Source organism: Rhizobium sp. Root1220 (assembly GCF_001426265.1).
GTDB lineage: Bacteria > Pseudomonadota > Alphaproteobacteria > Rhizobiales > Rhizobiaceae > Rhizobium.
Genome location: NZ_LMDG01000035.1, coordinates 176,204 through 194,237 on the forward strand (window position 1 = coordinate 176,204; position 18,034 = coordinate 194,237).

Annotated in this window: 19 protein-coding genes; 18 read left to right on the forward strand and 1 reads right to left on the reverse strand. The window is 61.0% G+C overall.

The features are described 5' to 3' along the window. Window positions 1–10: 10 nt before the first annotated feature. The 12 genes from ASC90_RS24180 to ASC90_RS24235 all read left to right on the forward strand — a co-directional run bounded on the left by ASC90_RS24180 (window position 11) and on the right by ASC90_RS24235 (window position 10,515). Window positions 11–820, forward strand: coding sequence for a DeoR/GlpR family DNA-binding transcription regulator (locus ASC90_RS24180; protein WP_056546113.1), 810 nt, complete (start codon window positions 11–13; stop codon window positions 818–820). A gap of 51 nt (window positions 821–871) precedes the next feature. After that, window positions 872–1,867 (forward strand): rhamnose ABC transporter substrate-binding protein, encoded by a 996-nt coding sequence (gene rhaS, locus ASC90_RS24185; protein ID WP_056546115.1) that lies wholly within the window; start codon window positions 872–874, stop codon window positions 1,865–1,867. A 73-nt stretch (window positions 1,868–1,940) separates the two neighbouring features. Then, window positions 1,941–3,476 carry a sugar ABC transporter ATP-binding protein gene (locus tag ASC90_RS24190; RefSeq protein WP_056546116.1) on the forward strand — a complete coding sequence of 512 codons (1,536 nt, stop codon included), beginning with the start codon at window positions 1,941–1,943 and terminating at the stop codon, window positions 3,474–3,476. Window positions 3,477–3,486: 10 nt separating this feature from the next. Next, window positions 3,487–4,485: an ABC transporter permease gene (locus ASC90_RS24195; RefSeq protein WP_056546118.1), complete on the forward strand. Its 999-nt coding sequence runs from the start codon at window positions 3,487–3,489 to the stop codon at window positions 4,483–4,485. Next, the gene (locus ASC90_RS24200; protein WP_056546120.1) at window positions 4,482–5,495 is read left to right on the forward strand and encodes an ABC transporter permease; all 1,014 of its coding nucleotides are present in this window, start codon (window positions 4,482–4,484) and stop codon (window positions 5,493–5,495) included. The genes ASC90_RS24195 and ASC90_RS24200 overlap by 4 nt, the downstream gene beginning before the upstream one ends. Continuing rightward, window positions 5,492–5,812, forward strand: a complete 321-nt coding sequence (gene rhaM, locus ASC90_RS24205; RefSeq protein WP_056546121.1) for an L-rhamnose mutarotase — start codon at window positions 5,492–5,494, stop codon at window positions 5,810–5,812. Before ASC90_RS24200 ends, rhaM begins: the two co-directional genes overlap by 4 nt. Next, entirely contained in the window at window positions 5,809–7,191 is a 1,383-nt protein-coding gene (locus ASC90_RS24210; protein WP_056546124.1) for an FGGY-family carbohydrate kinase, read from the forward strand. The genes rhaM and ASC90_RS24210 overlap by 4 nt, the downstream gene beginning before the upstream one ends. A gap of 81 nt (window positions 7,192–7,272) precedes the next feature. After that, on the forward strand, window positions 7,273–8,040 hold the full coding sequence (locus tag ASC90_RS24215; RefSeq protein WP_056546126.1) for a fumarylacetoacetate hydrolase family protein: 768 nt from the start codon (window positions 7,273–7,275) through the stop codon (window positions 8,038–8,040). Window positions 8,041–8,150: 110 nt separating this feature from the next. Next, entirely contained in the window at window positions 8,151–8,654 is a 504-nt protein-coding gene (locus ASC90_RS24220) for a hypothetical protein (protein WP_056546128.1), read from the forward strand. A gap of 84 nt (window positions 8,655–8,738) precedes the next feature. Further along, window positions 8,739–9,653 carry a DnaJ C-terminal domain-containing protein gene (locus ASC90_RS24225; protein ID WP_056546129.1) on the forward strand — a complete coding sequence of 305 codons (915 nt, stop codon included), beginning with the start codon at window positions 8,739–8,741 and terminating at the stop codon, window positions 9,651–9,653. 2 nt (window positions 9,654–9,655) lie between these two features. After that, window positions 9,656–9,988, forward strand: coding sequence for a chaperone modulator CbpM (locus ASC90_RS24230; RefSeq protein ID WP_056546132.1), 333 nt, complete (start codon window positions 9,656–9,658; stop codon window positions 9,986–9,988). A 26-nt stretch (window positions 9,989–10,014) separates the two neighbouring features. Then, window positions 10,015–10,515 (forward strand): cupin domain-containing protein, encoded by a 501-nt coding sequence (locus ASC90_RS24235; protein ID WP_056546134.1) that lies wholly within the window; start codon window positions 10,015–10,017, stop codon window positions 10,513–10,515. An 8-nt stretch (window positions 10,516–10,523) separates the two neighbouring features. On the opposite strand, the gene ASC90_RS24240 is transcribed toward ASC90_RS24235, so the two are convergent. Continuing rightward, entirely contained in the window at window positions 10,524–11,729 is a 1,206-nt protein-coding gene (locus ASC90_RS24240) for an ROK family transcriptional regulator (protein ID WP_056546137.1), read from the reverse strand. Between the two features lie 226 nt (window positions 11,730–11,955). Here ASC90_RS24240 and ASC90_RS24245 point away from each other — a divergent pair, with 226 nt between their 5' ends. From ASC90_RS24245 to ugpC, 6 genes are all read left to right on the forward strand, one after another. After that, entirely contained in the window at window positions 11,956–13,194 is a 1,239-nt protein-coding gene (locus ASC90_RS24245) for an extracellular solute-binding protein (protein ID WP_056546139.1), read from the forward strand. Window positions 13,195–13,265: 71 nt separating this feature from the next. Then, entirely contained in the window at window positions 13,266–14,150 is an 885-nt protein-coding gene (locus ASC90_RS24250) for a sugar ABC transporter permease (RefSeq protein ID WP_056546141.1), read from the forward strand. Beyond that, window positions 14,150–14,995 carry a carbohydrate ABC transporter permease gene (locus tag ASC90_RS24255; protein WP_056546143.1) on the forward strand — a complete coding sequence of 282 codons (846 nt, stop codon included), beginning with the start codon at window positions 14,150–14,152 and terminating at the stop codon, window positions 14,993–14,995. Before ASC90_RS24250 ends, ASC90_RS24255 begins: the two co-directional genes overlap by 1 nt. Beyond that, the gene (locus ASC90_RS24260) at window positions 14,992–16,014 is read left to right on the forward strand and encodes an SIS domain-containing protein (RefSeq protein ID WP_056546145.1); all 1,023 of its coding nucleotides are present in this window, start codon (window positions 14,992–14,994) and stop codon (window positions 16,012–16,014) included. The genes ASC90_RS24255 and ASC90_RS24260 overlap by 4 nt, the downstream gene beginning before the upstream one ends. 1 nt (window position 16,015) lies before the next feature. Beyond that, window positions 16,016–16,945: a PfkB family carbohydrate kinase gene (locus ASC90_RS24265; protein ID WP_056546147.1), complete on the forward strand. Its 930-nt coding sequence runs from the start codon at window positions 16,016–16,018 to the stop codon at window positions 16,943–16,945. Beyond that, complete coding sequence (ugpC, locus tag ASC90_RS24270; protein WP_056546149.1) at window positions 16,942–18,012, forward strand: sn-glycerol-3-phosphate ABC transporter ATP-binding protein UgpC; 1,071 nt, start codon at window positions 16,942–16,944, stop codon at window positions 18,010–18,012. Before ASC90_RS24265 ends, ugpC begins: the two co-directional genes overlap by 4 nt. Window positions 18,013–18,034: the final 22 nt, after the last annotated feature.

Consider the following 18,034-nt stretch of genomic DNA (forward strand, 5'->3'; position numbering starts at 1 on the left):
GGAGGAACCCATGCACGAACGCGAACGCCATCGCATCATATTGAGCGCCGTTCAGGAAAAGTCGGTTGTTACGATTCAGGATATTTCCGAATTGACCGAGGCTTCCGAGGCGACGATCCGGCGTGACATCGCGGCCCTCCACGTGCAGGGAAAGATCCGGCGCGTGCGTGGCGGCGCAGAAGCCGTGCATCCGCCGCAGCTTGGCAATCTCGCCGGACGACCGTTTCGGGTTTCCGAATCGGTCAACATCGATAAAAAACGCTCAATCGCGCGAGCAGCCGTAGATCTTTGCGATCCCGGCGATGCGATCATCATCAATGGCGGGACGACCACGTTCCAGATGGTGCATTTCATGGCCGCACATCGCATGCAGGTGATGACCAACTCGTTCGCGATCGCCGAGCATCTGGTCAAGCACTCGAAAAACACGGTGACAGTGCCCGGTGGCGTGATCTACCGCGAACAGAGCCTTATCCTGTCGCCGTTCGACAACGACGCGATCCGTAATTTCTATGCTCGCCGCTTCTTCATCGGCGCGCAGGGAGTCGGTCCGCTCGGCATCATGGAAGCCGACGCGCAGATCATTCAGAGCGAACAGAAGCTGATGCATCAGGCCGACGAACTCATCGTCATGGTCGATTCCAGCAAGTTTCACCGCCGGTCGAGCCTTATCCTTTGCCCGCTCGACCGCGTTTCGACAATTATCACCGACGACGGAGTCCCCGAGGACTCCGTCCGGATGATCGAAGATGCGGGCGTCAAGCTCGTCATTGCGAGCATGGTCTCGCAAGCGAAGGAGGATTCCTCGTCGGTTGCTTGAGTGGCGCCGTCAGGATGTAGTCAAGTCTTATCAACGTGGGAGGATGAAAGAATGAAACTCGCAAAGACACTCGCCGTCAGCGTCGCGTTCGCCGTGGCCTTGATGGCAGGCGCCGCAAGCGCCAAGGACATCAAGATCGGACTGGTGGTGAAGTCTCTCGGCAACGGCTTCTTTGAAGCCGCCAACAAGGGCGCTCAGGAAGCAGCCAAGGAACTCGGTGGCGTAGAGGTGATCTACACCGGCCCGACCTCGACCACAGCCGAAGGTCAGATCGAAGTCATCAACTCGCTGATTGCCCAGGGCGTTGATGCCATCGCCATCTCCGCCAACGATCCGGACGCTGTCATTCCGGCCCTGAAGAAGGCCAAGCAGCGCGGCATCAAGGTCATCTCCTGGGATTCCGGCGTCGCAAAGGACGGCCGCATCCTGCAGCTCAACCCTTCGTCCAACGAGCTTATCGGCAAGATGTGCCTGACGCTCGCCAAGGATCATCTCGAAGGTGGCAAGGGCGACTTCGCCATCCTGTCCGCAACCACCACCTCGACGAACCAGAACATCTGGATCGACCAGATGAAGAAGCAGCTCAAGGATTTCGACGGTCTGAACCTCGTCACTACTGTTTACGGCGATGACCTGTCCGACAAGTCCTACCGCGAAGCCGAAGGTCTGCTGAAGTCGAACCCGAACGTCAAGGTCATCGTCGCTCCGACGACGGTCGGCGTTCTGGCCGCTTCCAAGGTCGTTGAAGACAAGGGCCTCGTCGGCAAGGTCTACGTGACCGGCCTGGGCCTGCCGTCCGAAATGGCTGGCGCGATCAAGTCCGGTGCGACGAAGGAATTCGCCATCTGGAACCCGATCGACCTCGGTTATTCGGCAACCCAGATCGCCTACCACCTGGTCAAGGGTGACGCGACCGGCGAGCCCGGCACGGAGATCGAAGCAGGCCGTATGGGCAAGATCAAGATCGACGACAAGGGCGAAGCCGCCATGTCCGATCCGTTCGTCTACAATGCTTCGAACATCGACCAGTTCTCGAAGGTCTTCTAAGGCCTCGTCCATCCCAGCAAAACCCGGCGGTTCGCGCCGCCGGGACTTTCCCATTGAACACTGGTAAACGCTGATGAACACTGCCCTTCAACAACCCGTCGCGGGCACAAAGGCGGGTAATGCCCCCGCAATTCTGGAAATGCGCGGCATTTCGCAGATCTTCCCCGGCGTGAAGGCTCTCGATAACGTCAGCATCGCGCTCTATCCCGGCAAGGTCACCGCGCTCATCGGCGAGAACGGCGCCGGCAAATCGACATTGGTCAAGATCCTGACAGGCATCTATCGGCCGAACGAAGGCGAAATCATTGTCGACGGCAAGCCGACGACCTTCGCCAATGCACAGGCCGCCATCGACGCAGGTGTCACGGCCATTCATCAGGAAACCGTGCTGTTCGACGAGCTGACGGTGGCCGAAAACATCTTTCTCGGCCATGCGCCGCGCACAAGATTCCGCACCATCGACTGGAAGCAGATGAACAGCCGCGCCAAGGCGCTGTTGACCTCGCTTGAAAGCAACATCGACCCGACGATCCGCCTGAAGGACCTCTCGATCGCGCAGCGCCATCTGGTGGCGATCTCGCGCGCACTATCGATCGAGGCTCGAATCGTCATTATGGACGAGCCGACCGCAGCGCTCTCGCGCAAGGAAATCGACGATCTTTTCCGTATCGTCGAAGGCCTGAAAGCGCAGGGCAAGGCCATTCTCTTCATCAGTCACAAGTTCGACGAGCTCTACGAAATCGCCGACAATTTTGCGGTCTTCCGCGATGGCCGCGCCGTCGGTCACGGCGATCTCAAGGAAACGCCGCAGGACGAAATCGTCAGGCTGATGGTCGGCCGGGACGTCGAAAATGCGTTTCCGAAGATCGACGTTGAGATCGGAGCACCGGTCCTGCAGGTCGAGAAATATTGTCACCAGACGGAATTCCGGGATATTTCGCTCAGTCTGCGCAAGGGCGAAATCCTGGGCATTTACGGCCTGATCGGTGCCGGCCGGTCAGAACTCTGCCAGTCTCTTTTCGGCATAACCAAGCCACTCTCCGGCAAGCTGACGCTCGACGGCAAGGAGATCACCGTCAACTCGCCGCAGGATGCGATCCGCGCCGGCATCGTCTACGTGCCGGAAGAGCGTGGCCGCCATGGCCTGGCGCTGCCGATGCCGATCTACCAGAACATGACGCTGCCGTCGCTCGGCCGCACCTCGCGCAAGGGCTTCCTGAAAGCCGCCAACGAATTCGCACTCGCCCGCAAATACGCCGAGCGCCTCGACCTTCGCGCCGCCGCACTCTCGGTGCCAGTCGGGACGCTCTCCGGCGGCAACCAGCAGAAGGTCGTGATCGGCAAGTGGCTGGCAACCCTGCCCAAAGTCATCATCCTCGACGAGCCGACCAAGGGCATCGACATCGGCTCGAAGGCGGCCGTGCATGGCTTCATCAGCGAGCTCGCCGCCGAGGGTCTTTCGATCATCATGATCTCGTCGGAGCTGCCCGAGATCATCGGAATGTCCGACCGTGTTCTCGTGATGAAGGAGGGCCTGTCAGCCGGCCTCTTCGACCGCTGGCACCTGACGCCGGAAACGCTGGTGCGCGCTGCCACCGGTAACGCTTGAGGTTATCTGCATGTCCAGACTCCTGAAAAAACGCGAAACGCTGCTTTTCATCATCATCGTGGTGATGATTGCCGTCTTCTCGACGCGTGCCCAGGGCTTCGCGACGCCCGGAAACCTTGCCGGCATCTTCAACGACACGTCGATCCTGATCATTCTGGCGCTGGCGCAGATGACGGTGATCCTGACGAAATCGATCGACCTGTCGGTCGCCGCAAACCTTGCCTTCACGGGCATGGCCATCGCGATGATGAACGCGACCTATCCCGATCTGCCACTCGTCGTCCTGATCCTCGCTGCAATCCTGATCGGTGCCTTTCTCGGCGCTATCAATGGCTTCCTTGTTTGGGCGCTCGAAATCCCGCCTATCGTCGTGACCCTCGGCACCCTCACCATCTATCGCGGCATGGCCTTCGTGCTTTCAGGCGGCGAATGGGTGAATGCACACCAGATGACGCCGACGTTCCTGAATGTCCCGCGCACCGTCGTTCTCGGCATGCCGATCCTGAGCTGGGCCGCCATCATCATCGTCGCTCTCATCTATGTGCTGCTGAAATACACCCAGTTCGGCCGCTCCACCTATGCTGCCGGCGGCAATCCGACCGCTGCCGTCTATGCCGGCATCGATGTAGGCTGGACCAAATTCCTCGCCTTCGTGCTGTCGGGCGCACTCGCCGGTCTGGCAAGCTATCTTTGGGTCTCGCGCTACGCGGTAGCCTATGTCGATATTGCCAACGGCTTCGAGCTCGATAGCGTTGCAGCCTGTGTCATTGGTGGCATCTCGATCGCCGGCGGTGTTGGCTCCGTCATCGGTACGGTGCTCGGCGCTCTCTTCCTTGGTGTCATCAAGAACGCCCTTCCCGTCATCGGCATCTCGCCGTTCACGCAGATGGCGATCTCCGGTACCGTTATCATTCTCGCGGTTGTCTTCAATGCAAGGCGCGAGCGCAATCGCGGTCGCATCATCCTGCGCGACAAGGCCGCCGCTGAAAGCCCAGAGGTGGTAGCATGAGCACCGTCGTTTCCACCCCGGCCGAAAAGCGCGTCATCCCCGATCGCCTCGGCACGCCGTTCAAGCGCATCATGTCGAGCTGGGAAGTCCTGCTCTTCGGCGTCGCCGTGCTGATCTTCATCTTCAACTCGCTCGCCTCCCCCTACTTCCTGGATGCCTGGAACCTGTCCGACGCGACCTTCAACTTTACGGAAAAGGCGATGATCGCCTTTGCGATGGCGTTGCTGGTCATATCCGGAGAGATCGACCTGTCGGTCGCCGCCATCATCGCGCTCGCCTCGACCGCCATGGGAGCGGCAGCGCAGGTCGGCGTCGGCGCGCCGGGCCTCGTCCTCATCGGTATCGGCGTCGGTTTGCTCTGCGGCATGTTCAACGGTTTCCTTGTATCCGTCATGAAACTCCCGTCGATCGTCGTCACCATCGGCACGATGAGCCTGTTTCGCGGCATTTCCTACATCGTGCTCGGTGACCAGGCCTATGGCGGCTATCCTGAGGATTTTGCCTTCTTCGGCCAGGGTTATGTGTTCTGGGTCTTTTCCTTCGAGTTCGTGCTGTTCATCGTCGTGGCGATCCTCTTCGCGGTCCTGCTGCACGCCACCAATTTCGGCCGCCAAGTCTATACGATCGGCAACAACGATTTCGCCGCCCGCTTCTCTGGCATCCCGGTCGAGCGTGTGAAGTTCATCCTGTTCATGCTTACCGGTGTCATGAGCGGCGTGGCTGCCGTCTGCCTAACCTCTCGGCTCGGTTCCACTCGTCCTTCGATTGCCCAGGGCTGGGAACTCGAAGTCGTGACCATGGTCGTGCTGGGCGGCGTCTCGATCCTGGGCGGCTCCGGCAAGATCGGTGGCGTCGTGATCGCTGCATTCGTCATGGGCCTCGTGACCTTCGGCCTTGGCCTGTTGAATGTCCCCGGCATCGTCATGTCGATCTTCATCGGCCTGCTGCTGATCATCACCATCGCGATCCCGATCATCGCGCGACGCATCAAATCCATGAGTTCCAAATGACGATGGAAAAACACGCCTTCAAGATGATGCTCAACCCGGGCATGGAAGCCGAGTACCGCAAGCGGCATGACGAAATCTGGCCGGAACTGGTCGATTTGCTGCACCAGTCCGGCGCTAGTGACTATTCTATCCATCTCGACCGCGAGACGAATACTCTGTTCGGCGTCTTGACCCGCACCAGCGACAACACGCTCGCAAGCTTGCCCGAGCATCCCGTCATGAAGAAATGGTGGATGCACATGGCCGATATCATGGCGACCAACCCGGACAGTTCCCCCGTCCAGAGCGATCTCGTCACCGTCTTTCATATGCCATGACCGCTAACCCACAATTCGCCCGCGTTGCCGTTCTCGATATCGGCAAGACCAATGCCAAGGTCGTTGTGCTCGACAGCGCGACCGGCGCGGAAATCGCCGGCGTCAAGACGCCGAACACCGTCGTGGAAACAGGTCTTTATCCGCACTACGACACTGATGCGCTGTGGGCCTTCGCGGTTGGCGCGTTCAAGCGCTTTGCGACCTCGCCCGGGTTTGATGCAATCTCGATTACGACCCATGGCGCTTCTGCCGCGTTGCTTGACGCCACCGGAGCATTGGCCATGCCGGTGCTGGACTATGAGTATGAATATCCGCAGCCGATCATCGACGCCTATGCAGCGCTGCGCCCACCCTTCGAGGAAACCTATTCGCCTCCCCAATCGATGGGGCTGAACGTCGGCGCACAACTGCACTTTCAGCAGGTCGCGTTTCCGGAGATCTTCGCGAAGGTAACTACGATCGTCACCTATCCGCAATACTGGGCGGCACGTCTGACCGGCGTCGCGGTGAACGAGTTGACGTCGCTCGGCTGCCACACGGATCTCTGGAACCCGCGGACATCGACATACTCGAGCCTTGTCGACAAACTCGATATCAGGACCCGAATGGCGCCGATCCGCTCGGCTTTCGACGCGCTCGGTCCCGTCTTGTCCGCCATCGCCGACGAGATCGGTCTCGCTGCCCCGATTCCTGTCTATTGCGGCATCCACGATTCGAACGCGTCGCTGCTCCCGCATCTCGTCAATCGCCAGGCACCCTTCGCCGTCATTTCGACAGGCACCTGGGTCGTCAGTTTCGGCGTCGGCGGCGATCTCGATCACCTTGACCCGAAACGCGATACGCTGGCGAATGTCGATGCCTATGGCCGCGCCGTACCCTCCTCCCGTTTCATGGGCGGGCGAGAATTCGAGACGCTGTCAGCCGAGATTGGCCCTGTGTCGAAGGACAAGGCTAGCATTGCGATCGCACCGGTGATCGAAAAGGGCATGATGCTGCTGCCCAACGTTGCACTGGGATCCGGCCCTTTTTCAGGCCAAATCCGACGCTGGATCAACGACGACGGTGCGACTGCGGAGGAACGTTATGCGGCCGCCTGTCTCTATCTGGCGTTGATGAGCGAAGCGTGCCTGGACCTCATCGGCGCGAAAGGACCGGTCGTTGTCGAAGGCCCGTTTTCCATCAACGAGACGTATCTCGCCGTGCTCGCCAGCTTGATTGATCGAGACGTCATTGCCGTCCCAGGCTCGACCGGCACGAGTGCCGGAGCGGCGCTGCTGGCCGGCATCCACCCGGTGACTGGTGCCGAGCAAAATTTCGTGCCCCGCGATATTCCGGGGCTGCGCGATTATCGCCGCCGCTGGTATGCCGAGATGGCATGACAGTCTTTCCCTATCGGCCCCTTGCCCCATTTACCAATGCCGGTAGTGTGGCATGACAGGATCAGGTGAGGAAAATACGACATGGCAGTTTCATCCACCGAGGATTTCGATCCACGGGCGCTCGCAGCGCGACTTCACGGCCTTCAGAAGGCGGGCAAGGAAGCCCCGACCGCAGACTTCGTTTTGCCGGGCACGCTAAGGGATGCCATGGATGCGCAGAATTTTCTGGCGGCGGAAGAGCGCATCTCGACAGCTGCCTGGAAAGTGGCGATGTCGCCCGACGGCCATCCGGTTACCGCGCCACTCAATCCCTATTTCGAGGCGTCTTCAGGAGCAACGATTGGCTGGCAGCCGGGCATGAAGTTCGAGGCGGAGGTGGCGGTGCGCCTAGGCAAGGATTTGCCGGTGCGCACCGACGGCATTTATACCCGCGCTGAAATCGCCGATGCCATTTCCGAAGCCTATCTTGGTGCAGAGCTATTGGCGAGCAGCATCGAAGAAGCCGGCGCGCTGTCCTTCCTGCTCTTCCTGGCGGACCGGATCGGCAACAGGGGTTATGTTCTCGGTCCAACGTTGCCGAAGAGCGTGATCGATACGATCACGAACACGCCCATCCGTGTTACCCTGAACGGTCAGCCGATTTATGATGGTCCGGCGCAGCATCCGAAGGGCGATGTGCTGGTGTGGCTGCTGGACTACGCCAATGACAAGGTCCGGCCTCATACGTCGCTCAGAAGCGGCGCTCTGATTACAACCGGTACACTTTGCGGGGCAATCGAACTGACCTCGCAAGGCGACATGGAGATTGTGCTCGGCGAAGGGACGCATCTCAGCTTTTCCGTTGCCTGAGCACGCCTGCGACTTGAGGCTACCGCCGTTGACGAGATGACACTAGCCTTCGCCAGGAACCTTGGGCCTGGTGACGCATTCCTGGCAGACATGACATCTGGGAGGAAGTGATGAGGAGTTTTTGTCTAACTGCGCTCGCAACCTGGCTGCTCGCCGTCACATCTGCCGCAGCGGACGAGGGGCCGTTTCTGAAGTCGCTGGCCGGCGAGTGGACCGGTGGCGGAATGATGAAACGAAGCACGAGTTCCTCGCCCATCAATCTCAATTGCAGTTTTCAGTCGAAGGCAAATGGCGAAGTGTTTTCGATGAACGGGACATGCCGAGGGATGATCGTCGTGTCGCGCGAGGTTTCGGCACAGCTGACGGCGACCGACAATCAATATGCCGGCAGCTACATCGGCCCCTCCGGTGGAGTCTCAGGCCTCCAGGGCAAGCGCAGCGGTGATGCGATCAATCTTGCTGTGCGATGGTCCAGGATCATCAATGGTGATCGCAGCGCCAACATGACGATCCAGCGCGTCAACGCCAATACAATTCGCATCCAGACGATCGACAAGGACCCGACGTCCGGAGAGCGAGTGATCACCAGTGAACTCAACCTGCGCCGCGATTGATGGCAACTCTCGCAGCAACAAGGATGGCACCCTATATAAATCGCAAAAAGCCGGCGATTTCCGGCGGCTGAACCGGAGACATGTATGAGCCGCGATCCATACGAGCTTCTGGGTGTGAAAAAGGACGCCACGCAGAAGGACATTCAGAGCGCCTTCCGCAAGCTGGCGAAGAAACTTCATCCCGACCTCAATCCGGGCGACAAGAAGGCTGAAGAGCGTTTCAAGGAAATCTCCGGCGCTTACGAGATCCTGGGCGACGAGGACAAGCGCGGGCGGTTCGACCGTGGTGAGATCGACATCACAGGGGCCGAACAGGCGCCGCGCAACTATTACCGCGACTATGCCTCCGCGGCCGGCCCCGGCAACCCTTATCAAAACAGCTCCGGCTTTGCCGATTTCGGCGACAGCGACGATATGTTCTCCAGCTTTTTTTCGCGCAGGTCACGCGGCGGGGAATTTCGCGCGCATGGGCAGGACAGGCAATTTTCGATGGAGGTTGACTTCCTCGACGCCGTCAACGGGACAAAGACCCAGATACGGCTTCCTGACGGACCGGCGCTCGAGCTTCAAATTCCGGCCGGAACGCGCGACGGGCAGACGTTGCGGCTAAAGGGCAAGGGCGATCCCGGCATCGGCGGTGGCCCGTCCGGGGATGCGCTGGTCGAGATCAGGGTCCGCCCGCATCGCTTCTACGTTCGCGACGGCGACGATATCCGCTTCGACCTCCCCATTTCGCTATCCGAGGCGGTACTGGGCGGCAAAGTGCGGGTGCCGACGCCGTCCGGCGCGGTCAACCTGACCCTTCCACCCAACTCAAACACCGGAAAGGTTCTTCGTCTGAAGGGCAAGGGCGTGGCGAAGCGCGACGGCGTGGCGGGTGATATCTATGTGACGCTCAAGATCGTCCTGCCTGAGGCGCCCGACCAACAGCTTACGGATTTCATGACGAGCTGGAGTCCTGCCAACCCGCAAGATCCGAGAAACAACATGGGAGAATAGCCATGGATGATCTTGAGTTCCGCCGTTTTCTGAAGATCGACGTGACCGTGCTCGAAGTCTGGGTCGAGCAGGGATGGCTCGTTCCCGAAACACGTGGCGACAACCGGGAATTCCACGATGCCGACATAGCACGCGGCCGGCTGATACTCGATCTGACCCGGGATATGGGTGTCAACGAAGCCGGGGTCGATCTCGTCATGGACCTGATTGACCAGATCCACGGGCTACGGGGAACACTTCGCGAAATGCTCGCTGCCATGGAACAGCAGGATGAGGAAGTGAAGCGCAGGCTTCGCGGCAAACTCGATGAACTCCGCGGGGTGCGCGGTCTCTGACACCGCAACATGCAAGGGAGGCGGAATTGACGCACGATCACAACAACGGTGACGGTGATCCCCAACACGAGCATCCTGCCATCGACTGGCGGGACAACGGCGTGAAGGTCATCCCCGGAAATTCACTCGACCCCAATACAGCACAGACCCCGGGAATGAACCGGGCCACGGCGATCAACAATGCCCGCGCGGGCGCCGAAAAGATCTGGGCCGGAACAGTCACTATCCATGCCAACGCCAAGACCGGTGCGCACCATCATGGCGACCTCGAAAGCATTATCTACGTGGTGAAGGGCAAAGCGCGAATGCGCTGGGGCGAGCACCTGGAATATACCGCCGAAGCCGGACCGGGCGATTTCATATACGTTCCGCCCTTCGTGCCGCATCAGGAAATCAATGCCAGCCGCGACGAAACACTGGAATGCGTCCTGGTCCGCTCGGGGCAGGATCCCGTTGTCGTTAACCTCGACATCGAGCCGGTCGAGAAGCCTGAGAACGTTCCGTGGATCGATCCGATCCACAAATAGCGCCTCGACTACAGCGAGTCCTTGAGGATCGCGGCGAAGCGAGGGTCGAATGCACGGCTGATCGGATCGGCAGCCGCCCCCAGCGCCACGGCCCATGGGTCGGTCATGCCAAGCTGGAACCGTGGAATCGATCGGTTCGGTCGGTCCGCGATCGACGGAAGGAGGGGTTCCATCGCCTCGACGAGGCGTCTCGCCAGCGCCTCCGGCGCACCGCCGCAAAGAATAACAGTCTGCGGATCGAATATGGTCTCTAGCAGGTGCAGGCTCCAGCGCAGATCCGTGACTGCTTCCTCGATCCAGGAGAGTATCCTCGGATCATTCCTGGAGGCGAGATCATTGACCTTGGCGTAAAGGGAGGGATCCGCCGGATCGATCGTTAGATGCTGGTACAGCGACGCGAGCGAGGCGCGGTGCTCGAGCGGTGTAGGGTGACCACTGGCGGACAGCAGCGCCATGCCGATCTCACCGGCATTGCCGTTCGCCCCGCTATAGAGTTCGCCTCCCAGGATCAGGCCGGCGCCGATGCCGTATCCTAGATAAAGGCAAACTGCGTGATCGAGCCCATGTGCGGCGCCGACCATGCGCTCCGCGGTGGCGCAGGCGGCCGCGTCATTCTGCAGGCCGACGTTCAGTCCCGTTCCCGCCGCCAATGTTTCAAGCAATGGAAACTGCTGCCATGCCGCCATCATCCAGGGATCGTCTCCGGCGGTCGCCACGCCGAAAGGACCCGGCATGGCCGCCCCGAGGCCGACCAGCCGACGCTCCGACTGAACCACCAGAGCCCCCAGCTCCCGGCGGACGGTCCCAACCAGATCGAGGATGACCGTGACGCCGCTCGACGGCCCATCCGGCGGCAGGTTCGCTTCGGCACGGGTGAGGATATTTCCGACCAGATCGACGGCGATCGCCCGCGTGACGTGGCGATCGATCTGGAGACCGATTGCAAAGGCTCCTTCCGGGACAAGCCGATAAGGCGTCGAGGGCTGGCCCCTGCCCTTGCGGACAACCTCCTGCGCGGTCACGAGCCCGTCCCGTTCGAGTTCATCGATGATGTTCGACACCGTCTGCTTCGTGAGCTTCGATGCGCGCGCCAGGTCGGCTCTGGAGAGCGCTCCATTCACCCTGAGGGCATCAATCATCACACGCCGGTTGTGGGCGCTGGTGCCTTCGTGATTGGTGCCGCTCTTGGCCCTTATCGGCCGCGCTTCGTTCATGTCGAATTCCCTCTTGACAGCAATTAGATATTGAAGAAGAAATAAGTCAAGACAATTGACTTATTAAGGAACCGAAGAGTTCCAGGGAACGAAGCGGGCCGCCAAAAGGCTCCGACGACGCTCCGAAATATGGCAGCCGGCAAGCCGGGTGTCGTTACGACAGCCGATGGCGACGCCTTGTCGCCAGCGGAAATCGCGTGAATGTCAAAAAACACTGGAGGCTGGAATGTTGAAATCCCTAAACGAGACACTGCTCGGCGCAGCATTGATCGGCGCATCCTTCGCACCGCATGCCTTTGCCGAAACGACGATCAATGCGCTGTTCATGGCGCAGGCTGCCTACAGCGAGGCGGACGTCCGCGCCATGACCGAGGCTTTCGCCAAGGCGAACCCTGACGTCAAGGTCAATCTCGAATTCGTTCCCTATGAAGGCCTGCACGACAAGACCGTGCTGGCACAGGGATCCGGCGGTGGATACGATGTCGTCCTGTTCGACGTGATCTGGCCGGCCGAATACGCCACCAACAAGGTGCTTGTCGACGTCTCCTCGCGAATTGACGACGACATGAAGAAGGGCGTCCTGCCGGGCGCGTGGACCACCGTTCAGTATGACGGCAAGTCCTATGGCATGCCGTGGATCCTCGACACCAAATACCTCTTCTATAACAAGGAAATCCTTGAAAAGGCCGGCATCAAAGCCCCTCCGAAGACCTGGGACGAATTGACGGAGCAGGCTAAGACCATCAAGGACAAGGGTCTGCTGGCAACGCCGATCGCCTGGAGCTGGTCGCAGGCGGAAGCCGCGATCTGCGACTACACGACGCTGGTCAGCGCCTACAAGGGCGACTTCCTGAAGGACGGCAAGCCGGACTTCCAGAACGGTGGCGGTCTCGACGCGCTGAACTACATGGTCTCCAGCTACAAATCCGGCCTGACCAACCCGAATTCCAAGGAATTCCTCGAAGAAGACGTCCGCAAGGTCTTCCAAAACGGTGATGCCGCCTTCGCGCTGAACTGGACCTACATGTACAACATGGCCAACGACCCGAAGGACAGCAAGGTCGCAGGCAAGGTCGGCGTCGTTCCGGCCCCGGGTGTTGCGGGCAAGAGCGAAGCCTCGGCCGTCAACGGCTCCATGGGGCTCGGCATCACCGCCGCCAGCAAGCATCCCGACGAGGCCTGGAAGTACATCACCTTCATGACGTCGCAGGCGACACAGAACCAGTATGCCAAACTCAGCCTGCCGATCTGGGCCTCATCCTACGAGGACCCCGCGGTGACGAAGGGCCAGGAGGAACTGATCTCCGCCGCCAAGATCGGTCTCGCCGCCATGTATCCGCGCCCGACGACGCCGAAGTACCAGGAACTCTCGACCGCGCTTCAGCAAGCGATCCAGGAATCGCTGCTTGGCCAGTCGTCGCCTGAAGACGCGCTGAAGTCCGCCGCGGAAAACAGCGGCCTCTGATACTGCCTCCAGGCGGCCGGCAAGGCCGCCTGGTCCCCCGTTCCATTCCGATGAACTTGAGAGGGCGCCTTATGTCCGGCACCTGGATGACAACCCGTGCGTGGCTCTTGATGCTGCCGCTGCTCGTGGTGATGATTGCCGTCATCGGATGGCCGTTGATTGATACCGTCGGCCTCTCCTTCACCGATGCCAAGTTGGTCGGTACAGCGGGCAATTTCGTCGGCATCGACAACTACGTGAAGATGATTTCCGGCACTAACTTCCAGCGTACGCTTGTCACGACGACGTGGTTCGCGGTCGTTTCGGTTGCAGCTGAAATGGTCATCGGCGTCCTGGCCGCGCTTCTTCTCAACCAGAATTTCCACGGCCGTGCTGTCCTTCGCGCCCTGATGATCCTCCCCTGGGCGTTGCCGACCGTCGTCAACGCCACGCTCTGGCGCCTGATCTACAATCCGGAGTATGGTGCACTGAATGCAGCGCTCACTCAACTCGGCCTTATCGACGCCTATCGTTCCTGGCTCGGCGAACCCGGGACCGCGCTTGCGGCGCTGATCGTCGCCGATTGCTGGAAGAATTTTCCGTTGGTGGCCCTGATCGCCCTTGCCGCCCTGCAGGCTGTCCCGCGCGACATCACGGCAGCCTCGCTGGTCGATGGTGCCGGCCCGGTTTCTCGGTTTCGCTTCGTCATCCTGCCCTATCTCGCCGGGCCTTTGATGGTCGCGCTGGTACTGCGCACGATCGAGGCATTCAAGGTCTTCGACATCATTTGGGTCATGACGCGCGGCGGCCCGGCCAACAGCACGCGCACCCTTTCGATCCTTGTCTATCAGGAGGCGTTCTCCTTCCAGCGGGCGGGCTCAGGCGCATCACTTGCGCTGATCGTAACACTGCTGGTGACGGTGCTTGCCGCAGCCTACGCCGCCCTTGTCCGCAAGACCGCCGGGAGTGCCGCCTGATGGAACGCAGAAGCCCTGTCTTCACCGCCTTCATCCATGCCTGCGCGCTGCTTCTGGCGGCCGTCATCCTGGCGCCGATCCTGTGGCTCTTCATCATGAGCATCTCGCCGGCTGCCGATCTTGCAGCAAAACCGCTTCGGTGGTGGCCGCAGTCGGCGGACTTCTCCCGCTATGGCATCCTGCTCTCAACGCTGGAAAACAGCGCCGGCGCCGCCTTTACCTCATCGCTGCGAAATAGCATCGAGGTGGCGGCCATGGCGACGATCGCGGCAATCGCGCTCGCCATCCCCGCCGGCTGGGCCGTTTCGCGCACACCCTCGGTGGGCTGGTCGTTGTCGATGGTGATTGCCACCTACATGCTGCCACCGGTGGCACTCGCCGTGCCGCTATACATGGGCCTCGCGCATCTCGGCATGCTGAACAACGTCTTCGGCCTCGCGCTGGTGTACCTGACGATCCTCGCACCCTTCACCACATGGCTGATGAAATCGGGTTTCGATTCGATTCCGAAGGAAATCGAAGCTGCGGCGATGATCGATGGCGCGGGCCTGTTCCAGACCTTGCGGATCATCACGCTGCCGCTTGCCATGCCGGTCATGGCCACTTCGGCGCTGTTCGCTTTTCTGCTCGCCTGGGACGAATTTTTCTATGCGCTGCTGTTCACCTCCGACCAGCGCGCCAAGACACTCACGGTCGCCATTGCCGATCTGGCCGGCGGCCGTGTCTCTGATTACGGACTGATCGCGACCGCCGGTGTGCTGGCCGCCCTGCCACCGGTGTTGGTCGGTCTCGTCATGCAACGTGCCCTGATTTCGGGGCTGACAAGCGGCGGCGTCAAGGGATGATCATGACCCAGCAAAACACACGACCCGTCGGCCTCGTTGCAATCGACCGGGAGATGGCACGCCAACACGACGATGCTCTGGCTTCCTACGAAAACGCGAAGGCTGTCGCCGAGACAGTCGCGGTATCGTTGAGAAAAACCGGCAAACTGCTGCTGCTCGGCATGGGCGGCTCACACGCAGTCGGCCGCGCCGTCGAACCGCTTTATCGCGGACTCGGCATCGATGCGATTGCCCTGCCGCTGTCCGAGCAATTGGGACAACCGCTCTCGCTCGACGGGCGCACCGTTCTCGTGACCTCCCAATCGGGCGAAAGTGCGGAAGTCGTCCGCTGGTTCAACGAAACCGGCGGTAGGACGGACACGTTCGGCCTGACGCTCGAAGGCGGATCATTCCTTGCCCGTTCAGCGACGTCGCTGATCGGTGCCGGCGGCACGGAACTGGCATTTGCGGCAACCCGCAGCCTGACGGTCAGCTTTGCGCTCCATCTCGCCGTCCTCGCCGCTCTCGGCGAGGATCCCGCGGAAGCGCTTGCCGCACTGGCATCTCCAGAAACGCCCGCCATCGAGGCCGCGCTGGCTTCGCTGGAAGACGTCGCCACAGCCGTGACATCCGGGCGCCGCCTGCAGGGCGTTGCCGAAGCGTTGGCGCTTGGTCTCACCGAGCTTTCGCGCCTTCCCTGCTTTTCGCTGGAGGGCGGTCAGCTGCGGCATGGACCCATGGAAATGCTGGGGCCAAAAATCGGAGTCATTCTCTTCCGTGGCAAGGACGATACGACAAGCCTTGTCACCGCAATGGCCGTTTCCGCAGTTGAAACGGGCGCTCCGGTGGTCGTCTTCGACGCGTCCGGCGAAGATCCGGTTGAAGGCGCGGTGACCGTAGGCTTCAAGCCAGCCACGGGGCTAGCGGCCGTCTTCTCGATGCTCCCGACGGCGCAGCGATTGATGATCGCCTTTGCCGATGCGCGTGTCGAGAATGCCGGAACGCCGGTGCGCACCACCAAGATCACCCGGAGCGAATAACATGCGGCCCCTCGCTGTCATCGGCAATGTCAACGTCGATCTCATTCTCGGCCCTGCAGCTCCCTGGCCGAAGGCAGGAACGGAGATCATCGTCGACCACGACGAGTTGCGCGTCGGCGGAGCCGCCGGAAACAGCGCCCTTGCCTGGGAAGCGCTCGGGGTCGAGTTCGAGATCGCCGCGAATGTCGGCAACGACCAGTTCGGCCGCTGGCTGAGCGAGGCCTTCGGCGGACGCGCTGCTAAATGGCCGGTGCGACCGGAGGGAACGACGTTATCGGTCGGCATTACGCATCCGGACGGCGAGCGCACGTTCTTTACCACGCGCGGACATCTGCCCCGCTTCAGCCTCGCTGATGTCTTCGCTGTCCTGGACGATACAAGGCTTTCGGGCGGTTACGCGCTGCTTTGCGGCTCGTTCCTCACGGACGAACTAACGCAGGAATACGATGCCTTTTTCGACTGGGCGGACAAGCACGCCGTAACCGTTGCGCTCGACACCGGCTGGCCGCTCGAAGGCTGGACGGTCGAAAATTGCGACGCCACGCGGGACTGGCTTTCGCGTTGCGGGATTGCGCTTCTGAACGAGGTCGAGTCGACCATGCTCGCAGGCCTTGAAGATCCGATCGAGGCGGCCCGTGAAATCCGATCGCACATGCCCGAAGGCGCGATCGTCGTCGTCAAGCGCGGCCCGGATGGAGCGCTTGCAATCGGCTCTGACGGCCAGCTGGTTTCGGTGGCGGCTCCTTCCGTTAGGGTAGTCGATACGATCGGCGCAGGCGATGTCTTCAACGCCGCATTTCTCGCGGCACTTGCCGACGGCAAGTCCGTTTCTGCCTGCCTGTCAGCCGGCACCACGGTCGCGTCGCGGGCCATTTCCACCCTCCCCCGCAGCTATGGCGGACAAACAGCTTCCGAGGAGACCGTTCGATGAGCGCGCTCGAGATCCAGAACATCCGCAAGACGTACGGCGAGGTCGAGACGCTGAAAGGCATCGACATCGCCCTTGAGAGCGGCGAATTCCTGGTTCTGCTGGGCTCGTCTGGTTGCGGCAAGTCCACCCTGTTGAACATCATTGCGGGCTTGGCTGAGGCAACGAGCGGCGATGTGCGTATCGGCACCCGCTCGGTACTTGGCGTGCATCCGAAGGATCGCGACATCGCCATGGTGTTCCAGTCTTACGCGCTCTACCCGAATCTGACGGTTCACCGGAACATCGGCTTCGGCCTGGAGATGCGCAAGGTTCCGGCCGACGAGCGCGACAAGGCCGTGCGCGACGCCGCCAAGCTACTTCAGATCGAAAGCCTACTCGATCGCAAGCCCAGCCAGCTGTCCGGCGGTCAGCGTCAGCGCGTGGCCATCGGCCGGGCGCTGGTGCGCAAGCCGCAAGTATTCCTCTTCGATGAACCGTTGTCGAACCTTGACGCCAAGTTGCGCATGGAGATGCGCACCGAACTCAAGCGTCTGCACCAGATGCTGAGGACGACCGTCGTTTACGTCACACATGATCAGATCGAGGCGATGACCCTTGCGACCCGCATCGCCGTCATGCGCGACGGCCGTATCGAACAGCTCGGCACACCGGCCGAGATCTACGACCGTCCGGCAACGCTCTACGTCGCGACCTTCGTTGGCGCCCCGCCGATGAACCTGTTGAACGTGACGATGAGGGGCGGCGGCCTGGAAATCGACGGCTCGGAGATCGTCCTGCCGTTGCCAGCTGATCTGACGACGCAACCAAAAGACGGGCAGAAGCTGGTTCTCGGGCTGCGCCCGGAAGCGCTGCGGCTTGGCGGTGGCGGAACGACAATTGCTGCGAATTGCGAGGTCGCCGAACTTACTGGCCCCGAACTTGTCGTAACGGCCTTCGTTGGTGTTCAGCGGCTGATGGCCTGCCTGCCAGCCCGCACGCCATTGGACAGCGGTCAGGCGTTGGCGCTTTCCGTCGACCGCGAGGCGATACACCTCTTTGATCCGGCTACCGGGCTGCGTTTCGACTGACGCTGGGCAACAAAGACCAGAC